The organism is Halarcobacter bivalviorum (assembly GCF_003346815.1).
GTDB classification, from domain to species: Bacteria; Campylobacterota; Campylobacteria; order Campylobacterales; family Arcobacteraceae; genus Halarcobacter; species Halarcobacter bivalviorum.
In genome coordinates this window covers 1,303,407-1,316,793 of the sequence record NZ_CP031217.1, presented here as the reverse complement: position 1 = coordinate 1,316,793, position 13,387 = coordinate 1,303,407, and the positions used below count along the sequence as shown (strand labels likewise).

The 13,387-nt window shown below is 27.3% G+C and carries 16 protein-coding genes; 6 read left to right on the top strand and 10 right to left on the bottom strand.

All coding sequences use genetic code 11. The features are described from left to right. Window positions 1-1,413, top strand: a complete 1,413-nt coding sequence (locus ABIV_RS06685; protein WP_114839129.1) for an ATP-binding protein — start codon at window positions 1-3, stop codon at window positions 1,411-1,413. Here the strand turns inward: ABIV_RS06685 and ABIV_RS13620 are convergent. The 7 genes from ABIV_RS13620 to ribA all read right to left on the bottom strand — a co-directional run bounded on the left by ABIV_RS13620 (window position 1,395) and on the right by ribA (window position 5,616). Further along, window positions 1,395-1,559 carry a hypothetical protein gene (locus ABIV_RS13620; RefSeq protein WP_162917985.1) on the bottom strand — a complete coding sequence of 55 codons (165 nt, stop codon included), beginning with the start codon at window positions 1,557-1,559 and terminating at the stop codon, window positions 1,395-1,397. The genes ABIV_RS06685 and ABIV_RS13620 overlap by 19 nt on opposite strands. A 24-nt stretch (window positions 1,560-1,583) precedes the next feature. Beyond that, window positions 1,584-3,599 (bottom strand): glycine--tRNA ligase subunit beta, encoded by a 2,016-nt coding sequence (gene glyS, locus ABIV_RS06680; RefSeq protein WP_114839128.1) that lies wholly within the window; start codon window positions 3,597-3,599, stop codon window positions 1,584-1,586. 107 nt (window positions 3,600-3,706) lie between these two features. Further along, window positions 3,707-3,853 carry a hypothetical protein gene (locus ABIV_RS13615; protein WP_162917984.1) on the bottom strand — a complete coding sequence of 49 codons (147 nt, stop codon included), beginning with the start codon at window positions 3,851-3,853 and terminating at the stop codon, window positions 3,707-3,709. Window position 3,854: 1 nt separating this feature from the next. Then, window positions 3,855-4,229 carry a hypothetical protein gene (locus ABIV_RS06675; RefSeq protein WP_114839127.1) on the bottom strand — a complete coding sequence of 125 codons (375 nt, stop codon included), beginning with the start codon at window positions 4,227-4,229 and terminating at the stop codon, window positions 3,855-3,857. Window positions 4,230-4,238: 9 nt separating this feature from the next. After that, on the bottom strand, window positions 4,239-4,463 hold the full coding sequence (locus ABIV_RS06670; protein WP_114839126.1) for a PP0621 family protein: 225 nt from the start codon (window positions 4,461-4,463) through the stop codon (window positions 4,239-4,241). Further along, entirely contained in the window at window positions 4,460-5,041 is a 582-nt protein-coding gene (rsmG, locus tag ABIV_RS06665; protein ID WP_114839125.1) for a 16S rRNA (guanine(527)-N(7))-methyltransferase RsmG, read from the bottom strand. The genes ABIV_RS06670 and rsmG overlap by 4 nt, the downstream gene beginning before the upstream one ends. Continuing rightward, window positions 5,041-5,616 carry a GTP cyclohydrolase II gene (ribA, locus tag ABIV_RS06660; RefSeq protein ID WP_114839124.1) on the bottom strand — a complete coding sequence of 192 codons (576 nt, stop codon included), beginning with the start codon at window positions 5,614-5,616 and terminating at the stop codon, window positions 5,041-5,043. Before ribA ends, rsmG begins: the two co-directional genes overlap by 1 nt. 59 nt (window positions 5,617-5,675) lie before the next feature. Here ribA and hemB point away from each other — a divergent pair, with 59 nt between their 5' ends. The 3 genes from hemB to ABIV_RS06645 are packed head-to-tail and all read left to right on the top strand — an operon-like array spanning window position 5,676 to window position 8,538. Continuing rightward, window positions 5,676-6,650 carry a porphobilinogen synthase gene (hemB, locus tag ABIV_RS06655; RefSeq protein ID WP_114839123.1) on the top strand — a complete coding sequence of 325 codons (975 nt, stop codon included), beginning with the start codon at window positions 5,676-5,678 and terminating at the stop codon, window positions 6,648-6,650. Between the two features lie 4 nt (window positions 6,651-6,654). Then, window positions 6,655-7,854: a PAS domain-containing sensor histidine kinase gene (locus ABIV_RS06650; RefSeq protein WP_114839122.1), complete on the top strand. Its 1,200-nt coding sequence runs from the start codon at window positions 6,655-6,657 to the stop codon at window positions 7,852-7,854. Continuing rightward, entirely contained in the window at window positions 7,855-8,538 is a 684-nt protein-coding gene (locus tag ABIV_RS06645; protein ID WP_228254347.1) for a response regulator transcription factor, read from the top strand. It abuts the gene before it with no gap. Here the strand turns inward: ABIV_RS06645 and ABIV_RS06640 are convergent. The 3 genes from ABIV_RS06640 to ABIV_RS06630 are packed head-to-tail and all read right to left on the bottom strand — an operon-like array spanning window position 8,515 to window position 11,417. Next, window positions 8,515-9,186 carry an anaerobic ribonucleoside-triphosphate reductase activating protein gene (locus tag ABIV_RS06640; RefSeq protein WP_114839121.1) on the bottom strand — a complete coding sequence of 224 codons (672 nt, stop codon included), beginning with the start codon at window positions 9,184-9,186 and terminating at the stop codon, window positions 8,515-8,517. The genes ABIV_RS06645 and ABIV_RS06640 overlap by 24 nt on opposite strands. Further along, the gene (gene nrdD, locus ABIV_RS13755) at window positions 9,167-9,325 is read right to left on the bottom strand and encodes an anaerobic ribonucleoside-triphosphate reductase (RefSeq protein ID WP_114839120.1); all 159 of its coding nucleotides are present in this window, start codon (window positions 9,323-9,325) and stop codon (window positions 9,167-9,169) included. The genes ABIV_RS06640 and nrdD overlap by 20 nt, the downstream gene beginning before the upstream one ends. After that, window positions 9,306-11,417, bottom strand: a complete 2,112-nt coding sequence (locus ABIV_RS06630) for a ribonucleoside triphosphate reductase (RefSeq protein WP_114839119.1) — start codon at window positions 11,415-11,417, stop codon at window positions 9,306-9,308. The genes nrdD and ABIV_RS06630 overlap by 20 nt, the downstream gene beginning before the upstream one ends. 231 nt (window positions 11,418-11,648) lie before the next feature. Between ABIV_RS06630 and ABIV_RS06625 the strand changes: the two genes are divergently transcribed. Next, entirely contained in the window at window positions 11,649-12,803 is a 1,155-nt protein-coding gene (locus tag ABIV_RS06625) for a 5-(carboxyamino)imidazole ribonucleotide synthase (protein ID WP_205526963.1), read from the top strand. Continuing rightward, entirely contained in the window at window positions 12,800-13,330 is a 531-nt protein-coding gene (gene purE / locus ABIV_RS06620) for a 5-(carboxyamino)imidazole ribonucleotide mutase (protein WP_114839117.1), read from the top strand. Before ABIV_RS06625 ends, purE begins: the two co-directional genes overlap by 4 nt. The last annotated feature ends 57 nt before the right edge of the window (window positions 13,331-13,387 follow it).

The window sequence follows — 13,387 nt, the reverse complement described above, 5'->3', positions numbered from 1 at the left end:
ATGGAAAGTTTAATTAACTTAAAAAAGCTAACAATAGTTTATTTTATTGTATTTATATCACTTATATTTTGGGCATTTTTTGCATTTTCAACAATGAACCAAATGATTGCAAGTCAAAAGATATATGCAAAAATAATAAATATTACTGGAAAACAAAGAATGCTTTCACAAAGAACAGCTCTAATGGCTAAATTAAGTTTTGAAAGTGGAAGTAGCTATCATATAGATAAAACAAAAGAACTACTAGAAAAAATGCGAACTGATCACAACTTTATTATTTCTAATATTACTTCTGACAAAATTAAAAAAATCTATTTTGAAGAGAAATATAGACTTGATTTTCATGTTCAAACTTATCTTAAATTAATTGAAGAGTTCTTAAATAACAAAAGTAAAGAGAACTTACTAAATATAGAAAAATATTCAAATGAAATCCTTCCAAAACTCGATTATGCAGTAGTTAATTTTGAAAAAGAGAGTGATGAAAAAATAGAGAGTTTAAAAAATCAAGAACTTTATATTTTATTAGGTACTTTATTAACTATTCTTCTTGAAGCAATTTTAATTGTAGTTCCTTCAATACGATATAACAAAAAGAAAGAACAAGAATTAATTGATTTAAATACAAGTTTAAAAAAACAAATAGAAGAAGAAGTAAGTAAAAATAGAAGACAAAACCTAATAATTGCAGAACACTCAAAAAATCTTACAATGAAAGAGATTTTAAATAATATTGCCCACCAATGGAGACAACCTTTATCTATAATAACTACTTGTGTTAGTGGTTTACGGTTAAAAAAGGATTATAATAACCTGAGTGATGAAGATTTACAAAAAAGTATTGATATTGTATTAGAAAACTCAACTTATCTTTCAAATACAATAGAAAACTTTAGAGCCTTTTTTGATGAGACTAGTAATACATATTATAGTTTTAACACTATTATCTCAAAAGCAAAAGAACTTCTTTCTCATAAATTAGATAATAGCCATATTAATATTATTGAAGAAATTGAAGAAATTTCTTATTATGGTAATGAAACAAAAATAACACAAGTATTTATTCATATTTTAAATAATTGTATTGATGTATTAAAAGAGAAAGAGGCTAATAATAGATATATTTTTATAAATATTAAAAAATATAATGATTTAATTCTTATAAAAATACAAGATAATGGAAAAGGTATTAGCCTTGCTATTGAAAATAAAATATTTGAGCCATATTTTACAACAAAACATCAATCTTTAGGAAAAGGTATTGATTTATATAATTGTAAACAAATTATAGAAACAATTTTTAAAGGAAAAATTGTAGCAAGAAATGAAGTTAAATCTTATAAAGAGAAAGAATTTAAAGGGGCTTGTTTTACAATAACAATCCCCTTAAAAAATCAATCAGTAGCTTCATGAATAGCTTCTTTAGTAGCATTATAAGCTTTATTTGTACCTTTTTTTGTAGCTTTCCATGCATCAGATGAATCTTTTTTCACCCCTTTCCATGTTGCACAACCACTAAGTATTGCAATTACTCCAAGTGAAATTAAAAAAGTTCTCATAATATCTCCCTTCTTTAAAATAAATTATATTGTAATCTCTTTTATATCTGCAATCTTTTTAAATGCTTGATATACTTTACCTATAATATTTTTTCTATTTGCTTTTATTTTTTCATCTTCATGATTAACAAAAACATTGTCAAAGAAATTATCCAGTTGAGGCTTTAATCCAAATAAAGCATCTAACTCATCTTCATAATTTAAGTATTCTTTAGAAACTACATTATTAAATGAAGAGTATAACTCTTTTTCTTCTTTATCTTCAAAAAGTGTCTCATCTACAGTTAATTCAGAATCTACATTAATATCTTTGATAATATTTGCAACCCTTTTAAATGTTGCTGAATACTCTTTAAAATTATCACTTAATACAATTGGATTTAAAGCACATAATTTCTTAGAAATTTCATAAACATCTGTCTCTTTTGAACCAAGTACAGCTTTTAATACAGATGGGTTTACATCAAAAATTTTAAATAGTCTTTCATTAAAAAACTCAATAAGTTTTTGTTTATCTAAACCTTTATAATTCTCAAGTAAGGCATCAATAATTTTCTCTAAATCAATTGGTAGTTTATGCTCTATTGCAATCTTAACAATACCTGCTGCTGCTCTTCTTAATCCAAATGGATCTTTTGAGCCACTAGGAATTTTTCCAACAGAGAATAATCCCATTAAATTATCAAGTTTATATGAAAGAGCTACAATTGATGAGAAAACCGTAGATGGTAAATCTGAGTCTTCTCCATCTGGTAAATATTGCTCTTTTAATGCTGTATAAAGTTCTTCTTTTTCTCCAGCAATTTTAGCATAGTAGTATCCCATAAGACCTTGTAACTCTGTAAATTCATAAACCATTTCTGACATTAAATCAGCTTTTGAAAGCATTACTGCTTTTTGAACCAGCTCTTTATCTTCTAGTTTAAACTCATTTGCTAAAAATGTTGCTATCTTAGCTTCTCTTTCACATTTTTCATACATTGAACCTAAACCTTCAACAAATACAAGCTTTTTAAGTCCCTCATTTGAAAGTCCATTTGCAATATCATTTTTCCAGAAAAACATTGCATCAGCAAGTCTTGGTCTTAATACTTTTTCATTTCCAGCAACTATTAATGAGAAATCTTCAGTTTTAGAGTTTGATACTACAATAAAGTTATTTGTTAATTCTGTATCTTTATAAACAGCAAAATATCTTTGATGTTCTTTCATAGAAGTTACAATAACCTCTTCTGGTAACTCTAAGAACTCTTCATCAAATTTACCAATTAAAGCAGTTGGATATTCAGTAATTGCAACTACTTCTTCTAATAATTCTTGGTCAATTTCAATTTTTACAGAATTCTCTTCTTCTATTTTTTTCATTTGTTCTAAAATAGTTTTCTTTCTTTCATCAGGATAAAGAATAACACCATTTTTATCTAATTTACAAAAATAATCACCTGCAAAATCATATGTAAATGGCTCATATGAAACCATTCTATGTGCGAATGAGAAGTTAGAAGATTTTACTCCAAAAAGTTCAGCTTCAACTATCTCTTCTCCTAAAATAATAGATAATGATCTAATAGGTCTAATAAAGCTATCACTTCTACTTGACCATCTCATTGATTTACCAAACTCTAAAGAGGCAATAAATTCATTAATCATCTCATTTAATAAATCTTTAGCTTCAATTCCTGAAACCTCTTTTTTATAATATAATACTTCCCCTCTTCCTTGGTCAACTTTTCCTAATTCGTCAACGTTTACACCACATTTTTTAGCAAAACCTTCTGCTGCAGGAGTTGGCTTACCATCTTTAAAAGCAATTTTTACAGGAGCTCCAAATAGTTCTTCTACTGAATCTTCTTGTTTAATTTGAAATTCTCTATGCCATAATACTAATCTTCTTGGTGTATAAAAGAAATCAAAATCACATAATAATCTATTCTTTTCTAAAATATCTGCCCATTTTTTCTCTATATTTGGTAACTCTTTTAAAAATGGAATTGCTGGTAATTCTTCTACACCAATCTCTATTAATAATGGTTTATTCATTTATATTATCCTTAAATTAACTCTATGAAGTATTTATCTGTCTTAAAAAGTAGATATTTTATCTAATGAAGGCTTATTTTTTGGTTAGTAAAAAGTAGAGGAATACCCTACTCTTCTTTAGTTGTATTCTCTTTTGTTGTAGGATCAACTCTATTTTTATGTTTTTCAATTTGTTGTTTATTAAAACCTTTTATAAACATGAAAACAAAGAAAACAAAAAGAACTAAAACAACAATATCTAATATTTCTTTCATTTTATTTTTCCAGTAAGAAAGAGTAGATTACTCCATCTATTTCATTTAATGCAATCTTTTCAATTTCACTGCTATCTTCAATAATAGCAAGTATTTTTGAATCAAACATATAGTTTTCTGCAATTTTTTGAATATTTTTTGCTTGTTTTTTATCAGAGATAATATATTTACAATTTAAAGCATTACAATAAATTGCTTCTGTTATACTCTTTACAACAACTGCAAAATCTAAATCATTTTTACTACAATAAAGTAATAAATTTTCATCATAATTAAAGATTAAAGTTGAATTTGCAACTGTATATTCTATATCATCAATTGCATCAATAAAACTCAAATTTTCATAAGGAACAAGATTATCACCTATTAAAATCAATTTTTACTCCTATTTATTTAATAAACAATCTTTTGAACAAAAGTATTTGCCATTACTTATTATTGCCTCTTTTTTAGAAACATAAGTACCACAAGTTGGACATTCAACCATAACATCTTCAATTTTTTCATTTTCTTTAGATTTATTATTTACACTTTTTTCTCTATCTTTTTTAAACAAAACAATATAGATTAAAAATAGGACAAGAGCTACTGCTAAAATCTTTAAAATCATATTTTACCTTTTAAATATAAGTAGTTTCTATCTTTTCTGCTATGAATAATACAATTTTTTAGTTTAGCCTCTTCAATTTCACTTTCTAACAAAGAACCTTTATAAAATAAAAAAGATGTTTTATCAGTAGAGATGTTTGCTGTAATATCCAAGAGAAGTTTTGTATTAGTAACTGCTCTTGAAGTAACTAAATCAACTTTTAACCCTTCAACCTCTTCAACTCTTTTACAAAGAACTTCTACATTTTTTAAACCTAGACTATTTTTTACAAAATTTAAAAAAGCAACTCTTTTTTGTCTTGGCTCAATTAAATAAGATTTTTTATCTGCTTTTGCCATAGCTAAAATAAGTCCAGGATAACCTGCTCCTGTACCAATATCAGCAAAGCTATCATAATTATCAATGAACTCTAAAGGAGAGATTGAATCAATAATATTCTCTTCAATGTCTTCTTTAGTTAATCTTCCACTTAAATTATGAACTTTACCCCATTTTTGAAGTAAAGTGATAAAAATATCACATCTATGAAAAAACTCTTTGTCTATCTTTAGTTTTTCTAAATCTATATTATGAAGCATTAAAACATATGCCCCATTTTCTCTTTTTTTGTATTTACATAGTGTTCATTATGAACATTTATTTTTGTAATAGCAGGAATTCTTTCTACTATTTCAACTCCTAAAGATTCAACATAAGCAATTTTTTCAGGATTATTTGTAATTAATTTAATCTTTTTTAAACCTAAATCTTTGAAGATTTCATCAACTACAGAGTAATCTCTATCATCTTCACCAAATCCAAGCTCTAAATTTGCTTCAATTGTATTTCTACCTTGGTCTTGTAAAGCATAGGCATTAACTTTATTTAATAAACCTATGTTTCTTCCTTCTTGTCTGTGATAAATTACTAAACCACCCTCTTTTGAGATAAATTTAAGTGCTAAGTCAAGTTGATTTTGACAATCACATTTTAAGCTTCCTAGTGTATCACCAGTTAAACATTCAGAGTGAATTCTTACATAAGGAGATTCAATATTTTCAAAGTTTTCACTCATTATTGCTAAATGTTCTTGGTTATCTTGCTTATAAGCTCTTATTTTAAATTTTCCATATTTTGTAGGCAGGTTAGCAATATTCGATTTTTCTATATTCATATCTTTTTAAACCTTAAACTGTTAAAATAGCGAGATTATAGCTAATAAAGGTAAATATTATGTTTAAAAGATTTAGAAGATTAAGAATTAATGAAACTCTAAGAAATCTAGTACAAGAGACTACTCTTACATCAAATGATTTTATCTATCCACTATTTGTAAGAGAAGGTAAAAATATTAAAAAAGAGATTGAATCAATGCCTGGTGTATTCCAAATGAGTATTGATGAAATTTTAAAAGAGTGTGAATATATAAGAACAGTTGGATTAAATTCAATTATTCTTTTTGCGATTCCAGATGTAAAAGACTCTGTTGGAAGTGAGTGTTTATGTGATGAGAGTATTATTGCAAGAACAATTAGAGCAATAAAAGCAAAATTTCCAGATATGTTTATTGTAACTGACCTTTGTTTTTGTGAGTATACAGACCATGGACATTGTGGAATTTTAGATCCTAAAACAGGAACAGTTGATAATGATAAAACATTAGAAATATCTGCACAACAAGCAATTGTTCACGCAAAAGCTGGGGCTGATATGATTGCTCCTTCTGGAATGATGGATGGAATTATTGAATGTTTAAGAACAGCTCTTGATTCAAATGGTTATAAAGACCTTCCTATTATGGCTTATTCTACAAAATTTGCAAGTGCATATTATGGACCATTTAGAGATGTTGCAGAATCAACTCCATCTTTTGGAGATAGAAGAACATATCAAATGAATCCTGCAAATAGATTAGAAGCTTTAGAAGAGTCTTTAGAAGATGAAAAGCAAGGTGCAGATATTTTAATGGTTAAACCTGCTTTAGCATTTATGGATGTAATAAGAGATATTAGAAATAACTCAAATCTTCCTATTTGTGCATATAATGTAAGTGGAGAGTATGCAATGCTTAAACATGCAGGTGCAGCTGGACTTATTGATTATGAAAGAGTAATGTTAGAGACATTAATAGGATTTAAAAGAGCTGGTGCTGATTTAATTATTACTTATCATGCAAAAGAGGCTTGTGAACTTTTAAATAAAAAATAGTCTTATGAGTCAAACATATCAAGAAGCAATTGAAAACTCAAATATAGTATCAAAAACTGATATTAATGGAATTATCACTTTTGTAAATGATGAATTCTGTAAAATTTCAGGTTTTACAAAAGAAGAGCTTCTTGGTAGTAATCATAATATCGTAAGACACCCTGATGTTCCAAAGGAGAACTTTACTCTTCTTTGGAGTACAATTCTTTCAAAAAAGCCCTATAAGACTACAGTTAAAAACCTTTGTAAAAATGGTCAGACAGTATATTTAAATACCACTATTACTCCTATTTTAGATGAAAATGAAAAAATCAAAGAGTTTATTGCTATTAGATATGATGTTACACAAGAAGTAGAATTAAAAAAAGATTTAGAACAAAAAGATAAAGAGTTAAAGCTATTAAATAAAACTTTAGAACAAAAAGTTAAAGAGCAAACAGCAAAACTTCTTGAATTAAATCAAACTTTAGAACAAAGAATTGAAAAGGAAGTTGAAAAAAACAAAGAGAAACAAAAACTTCTTTTTTGGCAATCAAGAATGGCAAGTTTAGGTCAAATGCTAGCAAATATTGCCCATCAATGGAGACAACCTCTTACTGAACTTACATTAACCCTTTATAATTTAAAAAAAGCTTCTAAAGTGCAAAAAGAAAAGAGTATTGATTTATATTATAAAGAATCATTAAAAATAATCAATAATATGTCAAAAACTATTGATGATTTTTCTAACTTTTTTAATCCAAACAAGGAAAAAAAGAAATTTTGTGTAAAGACTTGTATAGAAGAGGCTTTAACTATTACAAAAAAAATGCTTGAAAAACAGGGTATAAATATAAGTACTGATATTGAAAGATTTAGTATTTTTGGTATCTCAAATGAACTTTCTCAAGTTATTATTAATTTATTGCAAAACTCTACAGACGCCTTAAAAGATAAAGAGAATGAAAAGAAAATTCATATAAAAACTTTTATTGAAAACTCTAATGCCATAATTGAATTTAGTGATAATGCAGGTGGAATAGAAGAGCAAACTTTAGATAAAATATTTGAACCCTATTTTACAACGAAACACCAAGCAAATGGTACGGGACTTGGACTATTTATGTCTAAAATGATTATTGAAAAAAGTTTAAATGGAAAAGTTAGTGCAAAAAATTATAATAATGGACTAAAACTAGAAATAAAAATTCCTTTGGAGAAATAAGTGCAAAAAAATTTATTAAATGATTTAAAGATTTTATGTGTTGAAGATGAAGAAAATATTTCAAAACTATTAAAAAATGCAATTGGAGAGAACTTTTACTCTTTTGCAATTGCAAAAGATGGTATTGAAGGTTTAGAAAAATTTGAAAAAGTTTCACCTGATATTATAATTACTGATATTATGATGCCTAAACTTGATGGTTTAGAGATGACAAAAAAAATCAAAGAATTAAATGATTCTATCCCTATTATTATTTTAAGTGCTTTTTCTGAAAAAGAGAAACTTTTAAAAGCAATTGATTTAGGAATAAGTAAATATTTTATAAAACCTTTTGACCCTGAAGAGTTATTAGAATATATAACAGTATTAGCACAAAAGATTGATAAACAAAGGGTTATTTGTTTAAATAAATATTTCTCTTTTGATGTAAATAGTAAAAATCTTTTTGAAAAAGAGAGCTTAATAAAATTAAGTAAAAGAGAGAAAGAATTTATTAATTTATTAGTTAAAAGTAAAAAAGATTTTGTATCAATTGATACAATGAAAACTATCTTATGGGAAGATGAGGTTGTTTCAGATGAAAGAATTAGAACTTTTATTAAAAGATTAAGACAAAAAACAAATAAAGAACTAATTGTAAATATTTCAGGACAAGGATATTTAATTTCTAAAGATGAGCTCTAAATTATTTTCAATTTTATTTTTATCATAAGCAGTATGGCTCTCTTTTAAATTCTTAAAGTTTGTTGTTTCTAAAAAATTTTGAAGATAAAAGCTTTTTTTATAACCTCTATTTATCAAAGTATTTTGCATAAGATTAATATCGTCTTCATCTAATAAATCTCTATGCAAAGTTGTTCTTACTTCATAATTTATTTTTGATTTATTTAATAACTCTAAAGTTTCTAAAAATCTATCATATAACAAACTTTTCGTAATCATTTTAAATTTTTCTTCTGTAGCTTTAAAATCTAAAGAAACAAAGTCTAATAGATTTCTATCAAGTAGTGTTTTAATTAGTTTTGGGTTTGAACCATTTGTATCAAGTTTTATTTTAAAACCAAACTCTTTTATCTCTTTACAAATAGGTAAGAGATTATGAATTGTAGCTTCTCCACCACTTAATACAACAGAATCTAAAAGCCCTACTCTTCTTTTTAAAAAATCATATAAATCTTCTACTGTATATTGTCCATTTTTTGCAGAGACAATATTACTATTATAGCAATATTGACACTGCATATTACAATGAATAAACCATACAATACAAGAAAGATGGTCTTTATAGTCAACTGTTGTAAAGGGTGTAATACTATAAATGATCTTTTTCAAGAAACTTTATCCTTTGTTTATGTTCACCTTTTTTACCAATATTAAAACTTTCAACTGGTCTATGATATCCCATAACTCTCGTATATACAATACATCTTGTTCTTCTTTCTTGTAACTTTTTAAGCTCTATGCTTTGCATTTTCTAACTCCTCATCTAAGATTTCTTGGTCACATTTTGGACAATATTCATACTCCCCACTTATATATCCATGTTTTGGACAAATTGAAAAAACAGGTGTTATTGTTATATAAGGTAGAGTATAATTTGAAATTACATTTTTAACTAACTTCCTACAAGCTTCTACACTTGAAATTTTTTCTTGCATATAAAGATGTAAAACTGTTCCTCCTGTATATTTAGTTTGTAAATTATCTTGTAAATCTAAAGCTTTAAAGACATCATCTGTATAATCAACTGGAAGCTGAGATGAATTTGTATAATAGATATTTTTCCCAAATCCTGCTTGTAAAATATCTTTATATCTTTTTTTATCTTCTTTGGCAAAACGATATGTTGTACCCTCTGCTGGTGTAGCTTCTAGATTATATAGGTTTCCTGTCTCTTCTTGATAATGAACCATCTTGTCTCTCATAAATTCTAAGATTTCATTAGCAAAAGAAATACCATACTCACTTGCAATATCAAACTCTTTTTGAGTAAAGTTAATTATCATTTCATTAATACCATTTACACCAATTGTTGAAAAATGGTTATTAAAACTAGGAAGATATCTTTTTGTATAAGGGAATAATCCTCTTTCATACATCTCATTTACAAAAACTCTTTTTTTCTCTAAAGTTGATTTTGCTAAGTCCATTAACTCTTCAAGTCTAGATAATAAGCTATCTTTATCTCCTTGAAACAGATACCCAAGTCTAGCCATATTAATTGTTACGACACCAATACTTCCTGTCATTTCTGCACTTCCAAAAAGACCACCACCTCGTTTAAGAAGTTCTCTTAAATCAAGTTGTAATCTACAGCACATTGACCTTACGTGACCAGGTTTATAAGCCTTATCATTTAAAATTAGATTTCCTTTTTCATCTTTTGTATATTGGCTTCCTATAAAGTTTTGAAAATATGAGCTACCTATTTTTGCAGTATTTTCAAAAAGTAAATCAGTATTTTCTCCATACCAGTCAAAATCTTCTGTAATATTAACAGTTGGAATAGGAAAAGTAAAAGGTTGCCCTGTTTTATCTCCTTCTGTCATTACTTCATAATAAGCTTTATTTATCATATCCATCTGCTTTTGAAAAGCTTTATAGGTCATTGAAGTTAAAGAGTTATAACCTTTTGCTTTTGCTTTTTCTAAAAGCTCTTCATCTTCTATTCCTTTAAAAAGATGCTCTTGATTTTTTGTTGGAATTTGATCTTTTAAATCTTCAGGAACGGTCCAATCAATAGTTACATTTGTAAAAGGGCTTTGTCCCCATCTTGCAGGAACATTTAAATTATAAATAAAACTTCGAATATTTTTCTTTACTTCATTAAAAGATAATTTATCTTTAAAAACATAAGGAGCTAAATAAGTATCAAAAGAAGAAAATGCTTGTGCACCTGCCCATTCGCTTTGTAATATTCCTAGAAAATTTGCCATTTGACCTAAGGCTTCTCTAAAGTGATTAGGAGCAGTACTCTCAACTCTTCCTCTAACACCATTAAAACCCTCATCAAGTAATACTCTTAAACTCCATCCAGCACAATACCCACTTAAACAATCCAAATCATGGATATGATAATCTGCATTTCTATGAGCTTGCCCTTCTTCCTTTGAATAGACTTTATCTAACCAATAATTTGCAATAACTTTTCCTGCAGTATTATTTATAAGTCCAGCATGAGAATAACCTGTATTAGAGTTTGCTTTAATTCTCCAGTCACTTCCATTTATATACTCTTCAATTGTTTGTGTAGAATTAATATAAGTTGTATCATCATTTAAACCTAAAACTTGTTCTCTTTGTAATTTATGAAGATGTCTATATAACATGAAAGATTTCATTACATCAAAATATCTTGCCTTAAAAAGTTCATTTTCTATTGCATCTTGAATATCTTCTACTGCAACTACTCTTTTTTGATCAATAATTGCTAATACATTAAAAAATATTGAAGAATCAAAAGTGAGGTGTGCACTTTTAAAAGCTTTTTTTACTGCATCCTTAATTTTATAAGGATGAAACTCTTCATAATTTCCATCTCTTTTTAATATTTTTTTTACCATAATTTAACCTTTCGCAAAAGAAATATTAGAGCTTTAGTACTTAAAAAATAATAATTAAAAATGTCACAAAAAAGTCACTAGAAAGCCTATTTAACGCTATTATTGAAATAAATAATTTCTATCAACTTTTTTCATTTTATAAAAAGCAAATATTAGATATAATATTGCCTTTTAAAACAATTATATATAGTGTTTATTTACTTAGACAAAAAACAGATGGAGAAAAGATTAATGGATAAAAACTTTAACTATTCTAGTTTAAAGCTTGGAATTATTGGTGGTGGACAATTAGGTAAGATTATGTCTCAAAAAGCAAAAAAAATGGGATTTCATGTAACTATTTTAGACCCAACATTTAATTGTCCTGCAGCACAAGTTTCAGACAAACATATCATGGGTGGCTTCTATGATAAAGAAAAACTAGAACAGTTAGTTCAAGAAAGTGATGTTACTACTTTTGAATTAGAACATGTTGATACTTCTATTTTAAAAGAGTTATATGATAATGGTCATAATATTCATCCCTCTCCATATGTAATGGAATTAATCCAAAATAAATACGAACAAAAAAAACTTTTAGATGAAAAAGGTATTCCAGTACCTGCATATAAAGATGTGAAATCAGAAGAAGATTTGTGTGCTTTTGGTTTTCCAGTTGTACAAAAAGCTAAACTTGGTGGATATGATGGACAAGGTGTTCAAGTATTAAAATCACTTGAAGATGTAAAAACAAAAGCACTAAAAACAGACTCTTTTATTGAAGAGATGGTTGATATTGATAAAGAACTTGCAATTATTGTAGCTAGAAACATTGAAGGTGAAATTAAATGTTATCCAGTGGTTGAGATGCTTTTTGATGAAAGAGTAAATATTTGTGATTCTGTTATGGCTCCTGCTAGAATATCTAAAGAAGTAGAAGAAGAAGCAATTAGAGTATCAACAGAGTCTATTAAGGCTTTAGATGGGGTTGGTATCTTTGGAGTTGAACTATTCTTAACAAAAACTGGTCAAATTCAAGTAAATGAAATTGCTCCAAGACCACATAACTCAGGACACTATACTGTTGAAGCATGTGCAACATCACAATTTGAACAGATTATTCGTGCAGTTACAAACTTACCATTAGGTTCTACAAAATTAATTTCTCCTGCTGTTATGGTTAATTTATTAGGAGAAGAAGGATATGAGGGAGAACCTTTTATTGATGGAATTCATGATGCATTAGAGATTCCTGAATTATCTTTTCACTTTTATGGAAAATCATTTACAAAACCATTTAGAAAAATGGGACATATCACTGTTTTAGATGATGATATTAATGTAGCATTAGAAAAAGCAAATAAAGCAAAAAATATTTTAAAAATCAAAGGGAGCAAAAAAGTATGAGTAAGCCACTAGTAGGAATTATTATGGGAAGTGACTCTGACTTACCAGTTATGAGTGCTGCCGCAGAGATGTGTGAAAAATTTGGAATTGAATATGAAGTAACAATTGTTTCAGCACATAGAACACCAGAAAGATTAGTTAATTATGCTACTGGTGCAGAAAAAAGAGGTTTAAGAGTTATTGTAGCAGGAGCTGGTGGAGCAGCACACTTACCAGGTATGGTAGCTTCAATGACAGCACTTCCAGTAGTAGGAGTTCCAGTTAAAGGTTCTAACTTAGAAGGAATGGATTCTTTATTATCAATTGTACAAATGCCAGGGGGAGTTCCAGTTGCAACTGTTGCAGTAAATGGAGCTAAAAATGCAGGTATCTTAGCTGCACAAATGATTGGTATTAAATCTAAAGAGATTAGAAAAAAAGTAGCTGAATATAAACAAGAGATGCTAGATGAAGTAAATGCAAAAATTGAAAAACTAGATGAATTAAAATACAAAAAATATTTAGAGCAAATGCCTAAAAAAAAATAAAACAATATAAGTTAAAGTAAAGGCACTTAATATATAATTTGTGCTTTTATTATAAAG

Coding starts and splice junctions, on each gene's coding strand:
- ABIV_RS13615 (WP_162917984.1), bottom strand. CDS start 3,853: ATGAAAGAAATATTAGATATTGTTGTTTTAGTTCTTTTTGTTTTCTTT.
- ABIV_RS06685 (WP_114839129.1), top strand. CDS start 1: ATGGAAAGTTTAATTAACTTAAAAAAGCTAACAATAGTTTATTTTATT.
- nrdD (WP_114839120.1), bottom strand. CDS start 9,325: ATGCAAAGCATAGAGCTTAAAAAGTTACAAGAAAGAAGAACAAGATGT.
- rsmG (WP_114839125.1), bottom strand. CDS start 5,041: ATGCTTCATAATATAGATTTAGAAAAACTAAAGATAGACAAAGAGTTT.
- ABIV_RS13620 (WP_162917985.1), bottom strand. CDS start 1,559: ATGAGAACTTTTTTAATTTCACTTGGAGTAATTGCAATACTTAGTGGT.
- ribA (WP_114839124.1), bottom strand. CDS start 5,616: ATGAATATAGAAAAATCGAATATTGCTAACCTGCCTACAAAATATGGA.
- ABIV_RS06670 (WP_114839126.1), bottom strand. CDS start 4,463: ATGATTTTAAAGATTTTAGCAGTAGCTCTTGTCCTATTTTTAATCTAT.
- glyS (WP_114839128.1), bottom strand. CDS start 3,599: ATGAATAAACCATTATTAATAGAGATTGGTGTAGAAGAATTACCAGCA.
- ABIV_RS06650 (WP_114839122.1), top strand. CDS start 6,655: ATGAGTCAAACATATCAAGAAGCAATTGAAAACTCAAATATAGTATCA.
- hemB (WP_114839123.1), top strand. CDS start 5,676: ATGTTTAAAAGATTTAGAAGATTAAGAATTAATGAAACTCTAAGAAAT.
- ABIV_RS06630 (WP_114839119.1), bottom strand. CDS start 11,417: ATGGTAAAAAAAATATTAAAAAGAGATGGAAATTATGAAGAGTTTCAT.
- ABIV_RS06625 (WP_205526963.1), top strand. CDS start 11,649: ATGGATAAAAACTTTAACTATTCTAGTTTAAAGCTTGGAATTATTGGT.
- purE (WP_114839117.1), top strand. CDS start 12,800: ATGAGTAAGCCACTAGTAGGAATTATTATGGGAAGTGACTCTGACTTA.